At 43.7% G+C, this 16,986-nt stretch carries 17 protein-coding genes; 5 read left to right on the top strand and 12 right to left on the bottom strand.

Annotated elements, in window-relative coordinates; genetic code table 11:
* Positions 1-190 precede the first annotated feature (190 nt).
* Positions 191-2,356 (top strand): fatty acid oxidation complex subunit alpha FadB, encoded by a 2,166-nt coding sequence (gene fadB / locus ABD128_RS07265; protein WP_343988672.1) that lies wholly within the window; start codon positions 191-193, stop codon positions 2,354-2,356.
* A gap of 21 nt (positions 2,357-2,377) precedes the next feature.
* The gene (fadA, locus tag ABD128_RS07260; RefSeq protein WP_343988669.1) at positions 2,378-3,544 is read left to right on the top strand and encodes an acetyl-CoA C-acyltransferase FadA; all 1,167 of its coding nucleotides are present in this window, start codon (positions 2,378-2,380) and stop codon (positions 3,542-3,544) included.
* Positions 3,545-3,879: 335 nt separating this feature from the next.
* On the opposite strand, the gene rep is transcribed toward fadA, so the two are convergent.
* Together rep and ABD128_RS07250 are read right to left on the bottom strand one after the other, a co-directional pair.
* Positions 3,880-5,904 carry a DNA helicase Rep gene (gene rep / locus ABD128_RS07255; protein WP_343988666.1) on the bottom strand — a complete coding sequence of 675 codons (2,025 nt, stop codon included), beginning with the start codon at positions 5,902-5,904 and terminating at the stop codon, positions 3,880-3,882.
* Between the two features lie 69 nt (positions 5,905-5,973).
* Entirely contained in the window at positions 5,974-6,852 is an 879-nt protein-coding gene (locus tag ABD128_RS07250; protein WP_343988663.1) for an MBL fold metallo-hydrolase, read from the bottom strand.
* 72 nt (positions 6,853-6,924) lie between these two features.
* On the opposite strand from ABD128_RS07250, the gene ABD128_RS07245 reads away from it, so the two are divergent.
* Both ABD128_RS07245 and ABD128_RS07240 read left to right on the top strand, forming a co-directional pair.
* Positions 6,925-7,344 (top strand): YeeE/YedE family protein, encoded by a 420-nt coding sequence (locus tag ABD128_RS07245; protein WP_343988660.1) that lies wholly within the window; start codon positions 6,925-6,927, stop codon positions 7,342-7,344.
* A complete protein-coding gene (locus tag ABD128_RS07240; RefSeq protein WP_343988657.1) occupies positions 7,341-7,754 on the top strand; it encodes a DUF6691 family protein in 414 nt (137 codons plus the stop codon). Before ABD128_RS07245 ends, ABD128_RS07240 begins: the two co-directional genes overlap by 4 nt.
* Before the next feature lie 94 nt (positions 7,755-7,848).
* Here the strand turns inward: ABD128_RS07240 and ABD128_RS07235 are convergent, their stop codons facing one another.
* The 6 genes from ABD128_RS07235 to ABD128_RS07210 all read right to left on the bottom strand — a co-directional run bounded on the left by ABD128_RS07235 (position 7,849) and on the right by ABD128_RS07210 (position 11,843).
* A complete protein-coding gene (locus ABD128_RS07235; protein WP_343988655.1) occupies positions 7,849-8,229 on the bottom strand; it encodes a rhodanese-like domain-containing protein in 381 nt (126 codons plus the stop codon).
* A complete protein-coding gene (locus ABD128_RS07230) occupies positions 8,226-8,546 on the bottom strand; it encodes an ArsR/SmtB family transcription factor (protein ID WP_425545677.1) in 321 nt (106 codons plus the stop codon). The genes ABD128_RS07235 and ABD128_RS07230 overlap by 4 nt, the downstream gene beginning before the upstream one ends.
* 59 nt (positions 8,547-8,605) lie before the next feature.
* Positions 8,606-10,069 (bottom strand): aminotransferase class V-fold PLP-dependent enzyme, encoded by a 1,464-nt coding sequence (locus tag ABD128_RS07225; protein WP_343988652.1) that lies wholly within the window; start codon positions 10,067-10,069, stop codon positions 8,606-8,608.
* Between the two features lie 105 nt (positions 10,070-10,174).
* On the bottom strand, positions 10,175-10,633 hold the full coding sequence (locus ABD128_RS07220; RefSeq protein ID WP_343988649.1) for a CC0125/CC1285 family lipoprotein: 459 nt from the start codon (positions 10,631-10,633) through the stop codon (positions 10,175-10,177).
* An 8-nt stretch (positions 10,634-10,641) separates the two neighbouring features.
* The gene (locus ABD128_RS07215) at positions 10,642-11,358 is read right to left on the bottom strand and encodes an anti-sigma factor family protein (RefSeq protein WP_343988646.1); all 717 of its coding nucleotides are present in this window, start codon (positions 11,356-11,358) and stop codon (positions 10,642-10,644) included.
* Positions 11,355-11,843 carry an RNA polymerase sigma factor gene (locus tag ABD128_RS07210; RefSeq protein ID WP_343988644.1) on the bottom strand — a complete coding sequence of 163 codons (489 nt, stop codon included), beginning with the start codon at positions 11,841-11,843 and terminating at the stop codon, positions 11,355-11,357. The genes ABD128_RS07215 and ABD128_RS07210 overlap by 4 nt, the downstream gene beginning before the upstream one ends.
* Before the next feature lie 155 nt (positions 11,844-11,998).
* Between ABD128_RS07210 and ABD128_RS07205 the strand changes: the two genes are divergently transcribed.
* Positions 11,999-13,354 (top strand): S8 family serine peptidase, encoded by a 1,356-nt coding sequence (locus ABD128_RS07205; protein ID WP_343988642.1) that lies wholly within the window; start codon positions 11,999-12,001, stop codon positions 13,352-13,354.
* A 62-nt stretch (positions 13,355-13,416) separates the two neighbouring features.
* Here ABD128_RS07205 and ABD128_RS07200 read toward each other — a convergent pair whose 3' ends face one another.
* The 4 genes from ABD128_RS07200 to ABD128_RS07185 all read right to left on the bottom strand — a co-directional run bounded on the left by ABD128_RS07200 (position 13,417) and on the right by ABD128_RS07185 (position 16,986).
* Positions 13,417-14,313 carry a hypothetical protein gene (locus ABD128_RS07200; protein WP_343988639.1) on the bottom strand — a complete coding sequence of 299 codons (897 nt, stop codon included), beginning with the start codon at positions 14,311-14,313 and terminating at the stop codon, positions 13,417-13,419.
* Between the two features lie 52 nt (positions 14,314-14,365).
* A complete protein-coding gene (locus ABD128_RS07195) occupies positions 14,366-15,193 on the bottom strand; it encodes a hypothetical protein (protein WP_343988636.1) in 828 nt (275 codons plus the stop codon).
* A 98-nt stretch (positions 15,194-15,291) separates the two neighbouring features.
* A complete protein-coding gene (locus ABD128_RS07190; protein ID WP_343988633.1) occupies positions 15,292-16,812 on the bottom strand; it encodes a YifB family Mg chelatase-like AAA ATPase in 1,521 nt (506 codons plus the stop codon).
* Positions 16,813-16,851: 39 nt separating this feature from the next.
* Complete coding sequence (locus ABD128_RS07185; protein WP_343988630.1) at positions 16,852-16,986, bottom strand: hypothetical protein; 135 nt, start codon at positions 16,984-16,986, stop codon at positions 16,852-16,854.

The following is a 16,986-nucleotide window of genomic DNA, read 5'->3' as shown; positions in this document are numbered from 1 at the left end:
AAGCATGAGAACTTTTGTTTGGGAACAAAGTTAGTTATTATTGGTCAGACCAGATAAGCCGTAGATATGTGGTTGAGACTAGAAGGTCGGTTGAAGTACACTGGGGAATGAACAAAAATCCCAATCTATACTTTAATCGGATCTGTCTGAAGTATAACTCCATCATCTGAAACCAACACGGAGAAACAGAATGATTTTCGAAGGTCAGTCGATTCAATGCAGACTGCGTGACAAAGGTGTCGCGGAAGTATGTTTTGATAATAAAAACGAGTCGGTAAACAAATTCGACCGTGCCACTTTAAACGAATGGCGACAAGTCAACGAGTTGTTGAAAGATCATAAAGAAGTCAAAGCCGTTATGGCGACCAGCGCCAAACCAGTATTTATCGTTGGTGCTGACATTACAGAATTTAATGAGTTATTTGCTTCTAGCCGAGAAGAGTTGCTGGGCTGGTTAGTTGAAGCGAATGAAGTCTTTAGTGGTTTTGAAGATTTGCCATATCCTACAGCTGTAGCGATTGATGGTATGGCGCTAGGTGGCGGCCTAGAAATGTGCTTAACCTGTGACTTCCGTGTCGCTAGTCCGAAAGCACAAGTAGGTTTGCCAGAATCAAAGCTGGGATTAGTTCCAGGGTTTGGTGGAAGCGTGCGACTTGCCAGAATTATTGGTGCGGATAATGCGTTTGAGTGGTTATCGACTGGTAAAGCCTATAAGCCTGAAAAAGCATTGGCTGTAGGTGTGTTAGACGCAGTGGTAGATTCTGAGCACTTAGTCGACAGCACAGAGCAAATGCTATTAGACGCGGTAGAAGGTAAGCTTGATTGGAAAGCGCGCCGCGCCGAAAAGAAAGCACCATTACAGCTGAATAAAACTGAAGCCACTATGTCGTTTATGACCTCAAAAGGCTATATAGCAAGCCAAGCAGGCCCTCATTACCCAGCACGGGTTCGTGGCGTGCAGTTAATCGAAGACAGCGCAACTATGGTGCTGGAAGATGCGATTAAAGCTGAGCATGAAGCGTTTGCGGATATGGCACAAACTGAACAAGCGTCGTCATTGATTCAGCTGTTCTTAAATGATCAGGTGTTAAAAAAGAAAGCAAAGATTGCAGCCAAAACAGCGAATGTTGACGTTAAGAACGCTACAGTTTTAGGCGCGGGCATTATGGGTGGCGGCATCGCTTACCAGTCAGCGTCGCGCGGTGTCCCTGCAATCATGAAAGATATTAATCCTGAAGCTCTAGAGCAGGGTATGGATGAAGCGATTAAGCTTTTTGGTAAAGGCTTAAAGTACGGCAAAATCTCAACCGAGAAAATGGCTAAAGGTATTGCCAGCATTAAACCAACCTTAAGCTACGATGAAATTAAGCACACCGATATCGTGGTAGAAGCGGTTGTTGAGAATCCGAAAGTGAAAGAGTCGGTACTAAAAGAAGTCGAAAGCTTAATGCCGGAAGACGCCATTATTTGCTCAAACACTTCAACCATCTCGATTGATCGTTTGGCTAAGTCGCTACAGCGTCCAGAAAAGTTCTGTGGCATGCACTTCTTTAACCCAGTGCACAAAATGCCGTTGGTAGAAATTATCCGTGGTGAAAAAACCTCTGATGAGACTATTGCCAGCGTTGTTGCTTATGCCAGCAAGATGGGCAAATCGCCTGTGGTTGTGAATGACTGCCCGGGCTTTTTCGTAAACCGCGTGTTATTCCCTTACTTCGGCGGTTTCACCAAACTGGTTCGTGATGGTGCAGACTTCCAGCAAGTCGATAAAGTCATGAGCAAGAAGTTTGGCTGGCCGATGGGGCCGGCGTATTTGCTTGATGTGGTGGGCATGGATACAGGCCGTCATGCCGCAGAAGTGATGGCGGAAGGCTTCCCAGATCGTATGAGCAAAGACGAGAAAGATGCTATCGATGTAATGTTTGAAAACGACCGATACGGTCAGAAAACAGGTAGTGGTTTTTACGTCTACGGTAAAGACAAGAAAGGGCGCACCACTAAAGAAGCCGATCCAAAGGCTTATGAGTTGCTTAAAGAAATTGCCACTGAAAGCAAAGACTTTAGTGATGACGAGATTATCGCACGCACTATGTTGCCAATGATTATCGAGACTATTCGCTGTTTAGAAGAAGGCATTATTGATAGTCCGGCGGAAGGCGATATGGCGCTAATTTATGGCCTAGGATTCCCGCCATTCCGTGGTGGCGTATTTAAGTACGTCGATAGCCAAGGAATTGACACCATCGTTGAGCTAGCTAAAAAATACCAACACCTAGGTAAGGCTTATGAACCGACAGCTGGCATGTTGGATATGGCTAAAGATGGCAAGAAATTTTATCAATCGGACTTATCTTAAGAGAGCCTCTGGGAGCTAACGATGAAAGAAGTAGTTATTGTAGACGCCATTCGTACCCCAATGGGTCGCTCGAAAGGCGGAATGTTTAGAAATACACGAGCAGAAGAATTATCGGCTCGATTAATGCAAGGTTTATTGGATCGTAATGACAAGTTAGATCCTGCTGACGTTGAAGACGTTATCTGGGGTTGTGTACAGCAAACACTAGAGCAGGGCTTCAACATTGCGCGTAACGCTATGTTAAAAACCGACTTACCGCATCATGTCGCTGGTCAAACGGTAAACCGCTTGTGCGGCTCTTCTATGGAAGCGTTACACACAGCAACACGCTCGATTATGGTCGGTGATGGTGATGTCTTTATTATAGGCGGCGTTGAGCACATGGGGCATGTGCCGATGAACCATGGTATCGACTTTGATCCAGAGTTGGCGAAATACACAGCTAAAGCCGCTGGCATGATGGGCTTAACTGCTGAAATGCTCGCCAATATGTATAAAGTATCACGCCAAGAGCAGGATGAGTTCGGTTACCGCTCGCACCAGCTAGCGCATAAAGCGACCGTTGAAGGTCGATTTGCTAAAGAAATATTCGCGATGGAAGGCCATGATGAAAAAGGTCAGTTGAAACTGTTTGATTATGACGAAGTGATTCGTCCTGAGTCGACAGTTGAAGACTTGGCTAAGTTGCGTCCTGTATTCGATCCAAGAAATGGTTCGGTGACAGCGGCCACATCATCCGCAATCTCAGACGGTGCTTCTGCGATGCTCGTGATGTCGAAAGAGAAAGCAGAAAGTTTAGGTCTAACACCTATCGCTAAAATTGTATCCATGGGGGTCGCCGGTTGTGATCCTTCGATCATGGGCTTCGGACCAGTTCCAGCGGTGAAAAAAGCATTAGCACGAGCAAACATGAAGATAGAAGATATCGACTTGTTCGAGCTGAATGAAGCATTTGCCGCACAGTCGATTGCCGTACTAGATGGTCTTGGTTTACGTGGTAACTTTGAAGATAAGGTTAACCTAAATGGTGGCGCAATTGCTTTAGGTCACCCGTTAGGTTGTTCAGGTTCACGTATATCAACAACCTTGTTGCGCTTAATGGAAGATAAGGATAAGGAGTTTGGTATCGCGACTATGTGTATCGGTCTAGGTCAAGGTATCGCAACCGTGTTCCAGAGACTGAATTAAGCCCTAGGCACAGTAAATAAAAAAGGCTTCTTCGGAAGTCTTTTTTATTGCTCCTCAGAAAAATTTTTGTGTAATTAGTTACTGTTTTCTACTGTGATTATCGTTATCTTCTTTAAAGGAAAAGATTGACCGACCTGTAACCCCAGCATACCCAATCAAAAAAACGAGTAGACAAGCAATACTAATAATAACCCACTCTAAAAATGACATTTACCACCTCCTGTGCAATGTGTCTAATAGCATTATTTGCAAAACCATAGAGTATTTGCAAGTTCTAGAATGTAAGAAAGTTAAAAAAGGTGAATGCTGTAATATTTATGGAACAGTATTTAGGCTTAATCGTTAAAAAGGGACTTTAGCATCGAGAAATTACTATCCGCGAGTTCTTCTTGCTCCGTTTCCGATAATGGTTCTCTTTTAATATCCCAGTCTAAATCCTCGGCCGGGATCTCTTCTAAGAAGCGGCTAGGCTCACAGTTAATAACCTCGCCAAATTTATTACGCTTTTTACACAGAGTGAAAACTAAAGTTTTTTGTGCGCGTGTGATACCAACGTAAGCGAGTCTTCGTTCTTCTTCAATATCATCATTTTCGATACTCGATTTATGCGGTAAAAACTCTTCCTCCATGCCCACTAAATAAACATGGTTAAATTCGAGACCCTTAGCCGCGTGCAAAGTCATTAATTGCACTTGATTCGAGTCCTCTTCTTCCTCTTCGTTTCTATCTAGCATGTCGCGAAGCATGAGATTAGCGACTGCGGCCGCGAATGGGTTATCTTCGTGTTCGTTTTCGTCCACGTACTTTTCAACCCAACCTAGGAGTTCTTGGATATTATTCCAGCGGAATTCTGCGGCTTTAGGTGTACTGGATGTTTCGTGTAGCCATGAGTGGTAACCAATTTTAGCAATTAGGTCGTGTATTACACCAAGACTATCGCCGCGCTTAACATTGTCAGCCGCGCGAGAAATAGTGTCGGTAAATCGGCGCACCGAATCTAACCCTTTGCCCGTTAAATATTGTTCAAGGCCCATCTCAAAACTCGCCGCATACAAACTGATATGACGTTTCTGCGCATAGGTGCCGAGCTGCTCTAAAGTCGTCGGCCCTATTGAGCGCCTTGGCGTGTTGGCAATCCGTAAAAAAGCATTATCGTCATCTTCGTTAGTCAGCAGACGAAGATAAGCCATAATGTCTTTAATTTCAGAGCGACCAAAAAAGGAGGTGCTGCCAGAAATTTTATAAGGAACTTTATTGGCGATTAAAGCCTTTTCAAATAACTTGGCTTGGTGATTTCCGCGGTAAAGAATAGCGAAGTCGGAATACTTGCCATTTTTTGTGCGGACTTTACGTGAAATAATTTCGGTTACTACTTTTAACGCTTCGTCATCTTCATTGGCACAAGTAACAACACGTAATGGATCGCCATAAGGTTTGTCTGACCAAAGCTTCTTTTCAAAAACGTGAGGGTTATTGTCGATGAGGACGTTTGCAGCTTTTAAAATTCGACCATAAGAACGGTAGTTTTGCTCAAGCTTGGTAACTTGAAGGTTTGGGAAGTCTTTGGCTAACTGATCAAGGTTTTCTGGTCGCGCACCGCGCCAAGAATATATCGACTGATCGTCATCACCAACCACAGTAAAGTTACCGAACTGTCCGACTAAATGCTTGATCAGCTCATATTGGCTGGTGTTGGTATCTTGATACTCATCGACGAGCAAATACTTAATTTTACTCTGCCACTTTTCGCGGATTTCAATATTATCGCGGAGTAGCAGAGTCGGAATAAGAATCAGATCGTCGAAATCAACCGCGTTATAAGCCTTCATGCTGCGCGCGTACTTTTCGTAAACCTTGGCGAATACCAAAAGCTCTTGTGTATTAGCTTCAGCGATTGCTTGCTCTGGAAGGATCAAATCATTCTTCCATTGCGAAATTTGGTTTTGCAGCTGTGATAATAACGCTTTATCACTTTCTGCTTCTTTAAAGCCTAAGTCTTTAAGGAGTGCTAGACTGTCTTGATCGTCGAAAATCGTAAAGTTAGACTTCATCTGCAAGGTTTTATATTCGCGACGAATAAAGTTAAGACCAAAGTTGTGGAAGGTCGAAACTGTTAAACCTTTGGTCGCGTTCTGACCTGCAATCTTGCCCACACGTTGCTTCATTTCGCGCGCGGCTTTATTGGTAAAAGTTACCGCGACAATATTGCGCGCAGGGATTTTTCGCTCTTTAATGAGGTAGACGATTTTGCGTGTAATTACACTTGTTTTACCACTGCCGGCACCGGCTAGCACTAAAAGTGGGCCCGATGTGTTAAGGAGTGCTTGTTGTTGACGTTGATTGAGCTGAGGTAAGGACAAGGCTACACAATTTGGTAATTGAAGTTGGCGGCAAGTTTAGCAACTCACCGCCAAAGGGCGCAACGAAAATCAGCTTTTCTTGATGGAAAGAGGCATTTTCAAATACTTACGACCATTCGTTTCATCGTCGGGGAATTGCCCTGCGCGAATATTGACCTGTAAGGATGGAAAAATAAGTCGTGGCACGCTCAGAGTGCTGTCACGCTCTGTTCGAATTTTGGTATACACCTCAGGATCGCCACCAGACTTTTTGAAGTGAACATTGTTCTTTTGCTCGGCTACTGTAGTACACGCCACGGCTTCGCGATCTTCAGGGTAATCGTGGCATAGCCATAGTTTATAATCGTCTGGGAAAGAAAGTAAAAACTCAAGGCTTTTGAAAAGCTTAGCCGCGCTACCACCTGGAAAATCACAGCGAGCAGTGCCTAGATCGGGGTGGAAGAAAGTGTCACCAATAAAGAGATTACCTTCGATTTCATAGCTCATACTATCGTTAGTGTGCCCAGGAGTAGGGTGTGCCTTAAAGTGTGATTCACCAAGAGGTAAGGTTTCGCCCTCACGCATTAATAGATCGAACTGGCTACCATCGGCTTTGACATCAAGATTTAGCTTGTCGACAAAGTGCTTTTGAACCTCACGAATGCCTTCGCCAATAACGATTTTGCCGCCAAGTTTTTCTTTAATATAAGGTGCTGCCGTTAAATGATCGGCGTGAGCATGGGTTTCTAAGACCCATTGGAACTGCAAGTTATTGTTTTTAACAAAATGCACCAGTTCATCCGCAGATTCATAGCTGGCTTCTCCTGAGGGTAGATCAAAATCCAACACTGGATCGACGATAGCCGTAATACTGGTCGCTTTGTCTGTCACAACATAGCTCCAAGTCCCTGTATCTTCATGATAGAAAGGGGTGATACTGATTTTGTCGTTATTTATGTCAGACATCATTCGATAAAGATTGAAAAAGTGATGTAAGAATAATATATTAGAAAACTCTAATAATCAAATTGTGGTGTAACTTTGGACATTCAGTGGCAAGCGTTGATTGGTGGCATGATGATTGGTGTCGCCTCAATAGTTTTCTTCATTAGTATGCGCAAGATCGCTGGTATCAGCGGTATGGTTAAACGTCTTATCACGTCGAGTAAAAGCTCTATCGGCGACTGGTGGCCGTTATTATTTTTAATTGGTTTAATGCTTGGAACATTAATATATAGCTATTTCTTTAATGTAGAGCCAGCGCTCAGACAAGGCTACCCTAAAGAATTATTGGTAGCGTCTGGCTTACTAGTCGGGCTTGGTACTTACATCGGAAACGGCTGTACCAGTGGTCATGGTGTGTGTGGTATCGGGCGATTATCAAAACGCTCGATTGTCGCTACTGTGACGTTTATGGCGACGGCAGTGATTACCGTCGCTGTAATGGGGGTGCTATCATGAAAAATACCGCCACTAGAAAAATGATCATCGCACTATTTTGTGGAACATTGTTTGGCTTTGGTTTAGCCATGTCGCAAATGATTAATCCCGATAAGGTACAAGGCTTTCTGGATATATTCGGTGAGTGGGACCCAACCCTAGCCTGGGTGATGGGCGGAGCTTTATTAGTGTCGATCCCAGGCTTTAGTTTATTGCTAACAAAAGAAGAACGCGCACAAATTAAGCAGGGTGTTATCGACTCGAAGTTACTCATCGGCAGTGCTCTTTTTGGGATAGGTTGGGGATTGAGTGGCTACTGCCCTGGTCCTGCTATTAGTGTATCGCCACTAATCATAGCCGAACTCATGTGGTTTTTAGTGCCATTAGTAACCGGTATGATTATTGCTAGATTAATGTTGCGAAAAGAATAGCTTATAAAAAGTAACTAAAATAAGAAGAGTCTAATAAAAAAGGTCACTGCAAAAAATGTAGCAGAGACCTTTTGGAAGTTGTACTAATTGAATGTTACTTAGTAACTTCGCCACCAGACTTGGTCCATTCCTGATAACCACCAGCAACAGAAGCGACTTGCTTAAAGCCTAAGTTTTGAAGCGTCAGCGCAGCGCAGGCCGAGCGACCGCCAGAGGCACAATAAACATAAATAGGTTTATTCTGAGCTTCTTCTTCCGACAAGTCTTTTAACTCGGGTAAGTCGAAAAGTTTAAATTCAAGAACGCCGCGCGGTAATGGCGTAGCGTTCGGGATCATACCCTGTTGATGCTCCTGAGGTTCGCGAACATCGAGAATAAGTGCATCGGCAAGTTCTGATTGCTTTAATTGCTCAACATTAACTTCATTAATTTGAGACTTTACTGATTTAAGGTATTCAGCAACACAAGGTTTCATGAGCATTCTTCCTTACAAAATAATGTGTGTAATAAATGTATGATTTGTGCGGCTTCGTTAGACGACAGTCGATAGTAAATTGTTTGTGAGTCGCGACGAGTCGTCACCAAGCCTTCCTTACGTAACAGCGCTAAATGCTGTGATAGTGCTGACTGGCTGAGCTTAGGTAGCATCTCGTTCAGCTGACCTACGGACAACTCTTGTTCATGCAAAATACATAAAATAAGCAGACGTTGCTCGTTAGAAATATTCTTTAAAAAACGAGCAGCTTGCGCAGAGTGTTTTTGCATCTGATCAGTAATGTTTATAATGTCCATCCTAATACCAGTCTTTTCTAATCTATTAAAATTGTGCCTTATGACACCAAGATGCGCAATTATAGCGCACTAAAGTCTGCTAAAGAGCGCAGGGGCTTTTGTTTATGTTTCGGGCGGAACTCACCAGAACTTTGATCAAAGTCGTAGTCCTTAGACCAAGCTTCGGCATTGGTAATAACTTGGTGAATAGACTCCACTAAAAAGCGAGCTTCTTCATCGGTGTTGGTCGGGTGTAACGAAATGCGTACCCAACCAGGTTTATCAGTCAAGTCACCTTGATCGATGCGGTTGGTGATTTCATGGCTTTGCAACTGATCAACACCAAGTAACAGGTGGCCATAAGTACCGGCACAAGAGCAACCACCACGACTTTGAATGCCGAAGCGATCGTTTAATAAACGCACTAACAAATTGTGGTGAATACCCAATACATAAAACGAAACGATGCAAAGTCGATCGTTTTGCTGATCTTCTAAAATCCGCACGTCAGGGTGTTGGCGTAAGCCCTCTAATAAAATTTTCACTAACTGCTCTTCACGCTGCTTAATTTTATCCACTTGCATCGCATCTTTAAGCTTAATCGCTAAAGCCGCCTTAATGGTTTGTAAAAAAGCAGGTGTGCCACCATCTTCACGCGCCTCAATATTGTCGAAGAAACGGTGCTCACCCCAAGGGTTGGTCCAAGAAACAGTACCGCCGCCGGGTTGATCAGGGACTTTACAGTTATAAAGCTTTTCATCAAAAATCAAAATACCGCTACTACCTGGACCACCTAAAAATTTGTGGGGCGACATAAAGATAGCATCGAGTCTTTGCGCAGGGTTTTCAGGATGCATATTAATATCAACATATGGCGCTGAAGCTGCGAAATCGACAAAACACAAACCATCGTATTCATGCATGATTTCCGCCATCTTATGATACGGCGTGGTAATGCCGGTAACGTTGCTACAAGCCGTAAAAGAGCCGATTTTGACTAGTCGGTCTTTGTACTGCTCTAGCAGTTCACGCATGTGACTCAAGTCAGGACGGCCATCTTGATCAGAGCGAATAATCTCTAAGGTAACCTCACACTCGTGCCAAGTGGTTTGATTGGAATGGTGTTCCATGTGCGTAACCAAAACCAACGGCTTTTCGTGTTCCGCGATATCCAAACGCTCGCGCCACTTCTCTGGAACGCGCAAGCCCAACATACGCTGAAATTTGTTGATAACGAGCGTCATACCAGAGCCGGCGGCGATTAACACGTCGCTCGGGTATGCATTCACATGCCTTTTTATGATTTTTTGCGCATCATGGTAAGCTTCGGTCATGGTCGTGCCAGTGAGCGTCGTTTCGGTATGAGTATTGGCCACATAAGGCCCTAACTCATTGATTATAAAGTCTTCAATGGGACGATAAAGACGGCCACTGGCGGTCCAATCCGCATACAAGATGTCACGGTTATGGCTCGACTCTGAATAGTCATGACCTTCACCAATAATGTGCTGTCTAAAACGCGAAAAGTGCTCTGTAAGACTCATAGGGGGTATTAGAAATTTATAATATTAATAGTTTCTAATATAACTTATTAGCAGGGCGCATAGCAAGCGAAACTGGTACTTGTTAGTTTTAGTTTTCGTTATGTTTTAGTAGGCACTGTAGCTTTTCTTAACTGCGGGCTGGATGCCTCGACCCATACGTATGACTACTATGACCTCAGTGGTGACTGGTTTATCCGAAGCAGTAAATTGTTGTTTGAAATGTGGGTTTGAATATGTGCTTTGATGGCATTCATTTTCGTTGCAAGTAATGCGTAGAACCTCGTTAGCTTCCAAGCTCTCTAACTGTTCAGTAATAACTTGTTCTTTTAGCACAATAAACCAGTCTAAATTCTGATTTGAAGTTAGGTATTTCGCATGCTTTAGCGCTTGCAGACGTGTGGTTTCTTTATTGGAACCAAGAGTCTTAAAGTGTACCCGGTACAAATTTTGGCCAATAGAGGCGTGATAGGGGCCAATACCTATGTTTTGTAGGGGGTTATACCTATATTGAGAGGCGCAAGCTGCCAATAGTAGGGTTAAAACCAAGATAAATAAGTGCTTCATCGCTAAACCTATTGATTCTTCCATTGACGATTGATGGCTTTTTGTTCTTGAGCCTGGTTCAGGAAACTACCCTTTATGGTTGAATCAATGAGTTGATTAATTTTTGGATCTACCGATGCGGTTTGGTAGTCTTCAGCCTGTGTTGGCTCAAATGGAATTCTAGAGTGTAGCTGCCAAGTGTCTTGCTGTCGGCATGCGATATTCATATGAGCTGAGGTGTTTGATTGCAGCGAAAATAATCGGCAATAATTCTCATCAGTATTAATAAAGCTGGTTTTTAAGTGCATTTTCCAGCCCTCGCCTAAACTAACAGACTGATCACTCAATCTAGTACTAAGTTCATGGTTAACCGAAGACCAGTCCAGAGCATTGCTCGAGTCTGTGTTGAAATAAGTGCCAACTGTAACACCAATAGCTAAAACGAACACCGCAGCAATAGCGACGTGTTCACGCAGAGTTTGAGCAACTTTGCGCATTGCTGGGAACTTAATGACATTTGATGCAGAAGGTTGCTCAGTTTCGAACAGTTGATGCACAGAGTCGGGCAAGGGTTTGTCATCAATCGCATGCAGTGTGGTGCGCACAGCGTGGTCAACAATACTTAGCTGAGCGATACGATCAACCAATGTTTCATCAGTAGCAATCTGATCGCGAATAGCATCCATTTCTTCTGCAGGAAGCTCGTTATCTATAAAAGCGCCCAATTTTTCGTCAGTTACTATCATGCGAGAATCCTCATATCGTGATCGTTAAACCAATCCACCATGGATTGTCGCGCTCGTGAAAGTCTACTCATTACAGTACCAATGGGGATATCCAACGTTTGCGAGACTTCTTTATAGCTAAGCCCCTCTGACACGACGAGCGTGAGGATGGAACGTTGATCTTCCGGTAGGTGATTCATGGCGCGTTGAACTTGCTCTAATGTGATATGGTCGGCAATCGTTTTGGTACCATCGATAACAGACTCCTGTAATTCAGGGTTTTCAGTAGCAGCTTGCCTTACTTTACGTGAACGGTATTCGTCGATCCACAAATTACGACACACACGGAATGCCCATTTCATCAGATCCGCATCATCAGGAACGCCCTTTTGCAAGATGCGCTCTAAAGTGTTTTGCAGTAAATCATCAGCATCGTGATCTGAGCCCGTTAGAGAAAAGGCAAAACGACGAATCACCGGGATGAGCTCTCGTAACTTTGTATTCATTTCGGAATCACTATTCATAAATGTATGACAATATTAGTACCCTATATCATGTTAACGATTCAAAACTAGCTTTTATTCCCAAAAAGTGGGAATTTTTATAATGTATCAAACGTCATTGTTATATAAAGTAAGAGAAGTTTCGATGAGGAATTTTCATGAAAAGACAACTAAGTGTGATTGTGCTTTTAACAGTGGCGAGTCTACAGGCACAGAGTGCGGCTTACATAACGGATCGGGCATTAAGAGATATCGCTAGTAAATTGCCGAATGTCCCAGTAGTCGATAAAAGGGTTAAAGACATTGAGCAAAGAATACCAGGAGTCCCAGCAGAAGCTATCCAGCAGATAAAACAAAACATAAAGCAACTGGATGATTCTGTAAAAAGCTCACTTGACCCCTTGGCGGAACTAAACGCTAGATTAGAAATTAACAGTTCTTTAGGAAAAGTACTATTGGTTGAAGAGGCCGTAGAAGACGGTTGGCGAGCAGTTGAAAGAGAGTGGATTGTGATTGCTAGCGAAAGTGATATTGCATTACTAGAAGATCTACATCTGCAGATATTAGACTATAAAAAGCTAAAAGACATAGGAATGTCTGTCGTCCGCTTTAAAACTCCAGAAGGTTACACCAAAGCTAACCTTGAGCAAAAGTTACCTAGCCGACTAAGCACGCAGCTAGGAAGAAATCATATTTATGAAGCAAGTGCTGAAGCTACCTCCAAGCAATCCACAGCAGTGGAAATCAGCGGAATTAGCAAGGTAGGAAAAAGCGCCTGCGCTGAGGTGATAAAAGTAGGAATGATTGATACTTCCATCAATGAGTCTCACACTGCTTTTTCCAGTGCGACTATTAGGCAAAGAGATTTTTTGGTGGAAGATTTTAAAACACCCAAAAACCACGGAACAGCGGTGGCGGGCTTGCTAGTCGGAAAAGGTGAGCTAACGCCCTTATTGCCTCAAGCAGAGCTCTATGCGGCCTCAGTGTTTTATACACGAAACAAATATTCTCAAGGCGCAACATTAATGCGTCTTTTAGAGGCTATCAATTGGTTAGTGGAAAAGCAGGTACCTGTTATAAACATGAGTCTAACTGGGCCACCAAATCCAATTTTAGAACAAGCGATAAATGGAGCCAGAAAAAAAAATAGAACAATCGTTGCGGCGGCTGGTAATGAAGGGCCGGCAGCTTCGCCGAGATATCCTGCTGCTTATAGTCAGGTCATTGCTGTTACCGCAGTTGATAACGAGAAAGTCGTCTACCGATGGGCAAACCAAGGAGATTATATCGACTTCGCGGCGCTTGGGGTTGCTATAAAAACTGCGAGAAGCGATAACAGTTTTGGTCCAGAAAGTGGAACATCTATGGCGTCGCCCATCGTTGCCGCACATCTTGCTTGCCAATTAAAAAAAACAATTAGCCAAGACTTGTCAATCGAACAGTTAAAGGAAAGGGCATTAGATTTAGGCGAGTCTGGTAAAGACCCTGTATTCGGCTATGGGTTAATAGAATAAGAGTAGAAAAAAAAGAGAAAGAAAAAAGCATCCTTGCTAAAAGGGGTATGGGTATTGCTTTTCTATAGCTCTAATCTGAACAAAAGGTTGACCTCGTTAGAGGTATAATCCGCTGGCTCAAAATTAGACTCAGATTCGTTTCTTTGTAGTTCTGTTGCCATGGCTACACTTTTAGTGAAGTAGTAATCCCAAGCTAACTTGTAGGTATGTCGCGAGTCATTACGTGCAATATTAATTTCGGGATAAATATCGTTATAGTCACGATTGAAGTAGCGCCACTGAGCTTGAATACGATGTTTATCATCATTACCAAACTTAGTTGAATAAGTAGCGCGATAACTATCGCCGTCATAACTGTACTGCGAAGCGTTAGCGGTCTCTTCATCAGAGGAGTACCCTAGTGAAAAGAAGCTTTTGGCCTGATTAAAAAAGAAATAGGTATCAATACCGAGCGACTCGTTGTTTGCATCACGCTCAGGATTCGTTTCAAAACTCTTGTCGGTATCGACCAGTTCAGCTCTGATAAAAACACTATCGTTAAACAGTTTCGATAGATAGAGACCATTACGGCTCATGTCTAAAAAAGACTTGCCATTAAGTTTAGCGTCAATTTCGTGCTGGTTAGCGCCAATAGTAAAAGCAGAAAAGTCATATGAGACATCGCCATAAAAGCGCTGAATATTTAGATCAAAATCATCGCTGTCTTGATAATCGGTATCGGAAACGTTGTAGCCTGCATCCACATTTAAATTGTCGAATAGAGTCCAGTTCGCATTAAGGTCTAGAGATAAGTAACGTGCAGTATCACCACTGCCGCTATATTGATCAATTTCTTCGACAACAAGCTCTGAGTTGTGACTTGCACCAGCTTCTAAAGTCATCGAGTAATCCGAACTATTTTTAGCAAAAACAGCTGTGCTGGTCGCGACTAGAGCTAGCGGTGTTAAAAAATATTTCATAACAACTCCTATTAAAAGCGTCAGGCCAGTTAACCTGGCCCGACATCATTAATTATCTGTCTAGTGGTAAACGGTTTTTAATAGTGTCAGTAATATTTTGATCTACGGCAGCTTTGACCGAGCCTTTAATATCACTACTAATAGCGGCATTAACGTCATCATCAACTGAGCCAGAAACACTAGTAGACACTTCTGCGTTGACGTCAGCGTTTGCATTAACGTCTGTGCTTGAAACGACATCCGTAGCAGTGCCTTGTGCCTCAGTTACCGTGCTAGAAGTTGCATCCAACGCAACATTGGCTGACTGCTCTGCGCTTTGAGAGACGTTATTTGCGGTCGTTGTAGAGGCTGATACACCACTTTCTATATTTCCACTCAATTCACCCTGTGCAGAGGTTGTGTCTTCTACCGGCTCTTGTTCAACCGAAGTCTCTTCAGAAGACTCAGCTTCAGCATCAACGCCTTGTTCAGCGTTTGCGTTACCCGTTGATGCATCGCTTAGTGCGCTTAGACTTAGTGAGCTGGTGGCACTTGCAGACGATTGATTTGCCGCTTGAGTCGCGACAGAAGAGGCAGAGTCAGAATGGCCTTCAGCAGAAGCGGCTGCGGAACCAGTAGCTTCTTGTGACTGCGATTGAGTGCTTTGTAAAGTTGATTGTGCTTTAACCTTGGCATCTGCCGTGGCTTGTGAGCTAGCAGTCGCTGCTTGTTCTGAGGTTTGCTCAGTGGATTCGATAGCGGCGTCTGTAGTAGACGATGTGTCAGCAGACACTGAAGCGCTTGCCTTAACATCAGCGTCAGCTTTAGTTTCAACAGAAATTGCTGCATGACTAGAAAGCGTAAGAGCTAAAAATAGAGCTGAATATTTAAAGTTTTTCATAATAATTTCCTCATAAATCATCAAAGTTCATTAAGGTGACGGATGAGGAAACCGTTTTATTCAAAAAAAATCAAAAAAATTCTGTTTAGAATAAAAAGCTATGGCAACTGAGCTATATAACGCTCCATTTTTCGGTAATTTAAGGTTTCGCTGATGTGTTTGGGTTCTATTAGCTCGGATTGCTCTAGATCGGCAATGGTGCGCGAGACTTTTAAAATTCGATGATATGAGCGAGCGGAAAGGTTGAGTTGGTTTAACGCTTTCGTTAATAAATCTTTGGAGCCTTTGCCTAGCGTACAAAACTGCTCGATATCGGCGGACTCTAATTGTCCGTTGAGTTTTCCTTGGCGCTTAAACTGTCGTTTTTGGCTGGATTCGACTGCTTGGCGTATTTCGGCGCTGGATATTTGTTTACGTTGGCGACCGTTGAGTAAGTCATCTTGCGAAATTAACGGAACTTCGACCTGCATATCGATGCGATCGAGCAGTGGCCCCGAAATCTTACTTAAATAACGACGTATATTGTCGGGCGTACAGCGGCAATGTTGTTTCTGATTACCGAAATGTCCACAAGGGCAAGGGTTAGTTGCGGCCAAAAGCAAGAAATCGGCGGGATATTCGGCCTGATGGGCGGCGCGGGAAATAGTCACGCGACCGGTTTCGAGTGGTTCGCGTAAATTATCCAACACCTGCCGAGAAAACTCGGTTAACTCATCTAAAAATAATACTCCTTTATGCGCCAAGCTAATTTCGCCAGGCTTTGGCTGACTACCGCCGCCAATTAAGGCAGGGGCCGAGCAGGAATGGTGTGGATCGCGGTATTTACGAGAGAAATAGGTGGTCGCGTCGAAACCAAGGTGGCTCACTGAGTAAATCGAGGCTGATTCTTTCGCTTCTTGTTCAGACATTGGGGTTAATATCGTCGGCATACGAGAGGCCAACATACTTTTACCAGTCCCAGGAGGGCCGATAAACATCAAGTGATGCTTGCCACTCGCAGCAATCGTCATGGCGCGTTTAGCCGATTCCTGCGCGATAACGTCAGACATATCGGTGCCAAAGCTGTAGTGGTTAAGTGAAGTATTAGAAACGCACTCGGGCAAAGGTTGGTTGTGAGCAAGGCTTTGGCAAACCTCTAACAAGTGCTCGGCGAATAAGGAATTATTGGAAGGAACCAACCCTGCTTCTTCTGCGTTATCCTTCGGTACAACCAAGGTTCGCTTAGCTTCAGTACAAGACAAAGCCACTGGCAAAGTCCCTTTAATGGGGCGTAACTCACCAGTAAGCGCTAATTCACCAATGAACTCATAAGCTGACAAGCGCTCAGCAGGGATCTGCTCCGAGGCCGCTAAAATCCCTAAAGCAATCGGCAAATCAAACCGACCGCCATCCTTAGGAAGATCCGCAGGCGCTAGATTGATCGTGATACGACGCGCAGGGAACTCGAAGTTAGAGTTAATAATCGCACTGCGCACACGATCCTTGCTTTCCTTAACCGCCGCCTCCGGTAAACCCACAATATTTAAACTCGGTAAACCATGAGACAGATGAACTTCAACCGTAACTAACGGAGCTTCGATCCCCATTCCAGCGCGGGAAAACACAACAGCAAGTGACATAAATATCCTTATAAATTATCGAGAGGGCTTTTTACCGCATTAGCCCCTTTGTTCATTGCTATGAAAACGAATGGAGCCCTTGCTCCAGTAGATGTAGGCTTTTTCGGTTTGGTAACTGTAATGGTTTAATCGAAGGTTTTCACGAATGCTTGTAATAAATCGAGATTTAGCCAT

It is taken from the genome of Kangiella japonica (assembly GCF_039523535.1).
In the GTDB taxonomy this organism is placed as follows: Bacteria; Pseudomonadota; Gammaproteobacteria; order Enterobacterales; family Kangiellaceae; genus Kangiella; species Kangiella japonica.
This window is presented reverse-complemented; position numbering and strand designations above follow the sequence as displayed.

Coding starts and splice junctions, on each gene's coding strand:
- fadB (WP_343988672.1), top strand. CDS start 191: ATGATTTTCGAAGGTCAGTCGATTCAATGCAGACTGCGTGACAAAGGT.
- ABD128_RS07230 (WP_425545677.1), bottom strand. CDS start 8,546: ATGGACATTATAAACATTACTGATCAGATGCAAAAACACTCTGCGCAA.
- ABD128_RS07210 (WP_343988644.1), bottom strand. CDS start 11,843: ATGAATACAAAGTTACGAGAGCTCATCCCGGTGATTCGTCGTTTTGCC.
- fadA (WP_343988669.1), top strand. CDS start 2,378: ATGAAAGAAGTAGTTATTGTAGACGCCATTCGTACCCCAATGGGTCGC.
- ABD128_RS07225 (WP_343988652.1), bottom strand. CDS start 10,069: ATGAGTCTTACAGAGCACTTTTCGCGTTTTAGACAGCACATTATTGGT.
- ABD128_RS07195 (WP_343988636.1), bottom strand. CDS start 15,193: ATGAAAAACTTTAAATATTCAGCTCTATTTTTAGCTCTTACGCTTTCT.
- ABD128_RS07250 (WP_343988663.1), bottom strand. CDS start 6,852: ATGATGTCTGACATAAATAACGACAAAATCAGTATCACCCCTTTCTAT.
- ABD128_RS07240 (WP_343988657.1), top strand. CDS start 7,341: ATGAAAAATACCGCCACTAGAAAAATGATCATCGCACTATTTTGTGGA.
- ABD128_RS07185 (WP_343988630.1), bottom strand. CDS start 16,986: ATGGCTAAATCTCGATTTATTACAAGCATTCGTGAAAACCTTCGATTA.
- ABD128_RS07220 (WP_343988649.1), bottom strand. CDS start 10,633: ATGAAGCACTTATTTATCTTGGTTTTAACCCTACTATTGGCAGCTTGC.
- ABD128_RS07205 (WP_343988642.1), top strand. CDS start 11,999: ATGAAAAGACAACTAAGTGTGATTGTGCTTTTAACAGTGGCGAGTCTA.
- ABD128_RS07215 (WP_343988646.1), bottom strand. CDS start 11,358: ATGATAGTAACTGACGAAAAATTGGGCGCTTTTATAGATAACGAGCTT.
- ABD128_RS07200 (WP_343988639.1), bottom strand. CDS start 14,313: ATGAAATATTTTTTAACACCGCTAGCTCTAGTCGCGACCAGCACAGCT.
- ABD128_RS07190 (WP_343988633.1), bottom strand. CDS start 16,812: ATGTCACTTGCTGTTGTGTTTTCCCGCGCTGGAATGGGGATCGAAGCT.
- ABD128_RS07235 (WP_343988655.1), bottom strand. CDS start 8,229: ATGAAACCTTGTGTTGCTGAATACCTTAAATCAGTAAAGTCTCAAATT.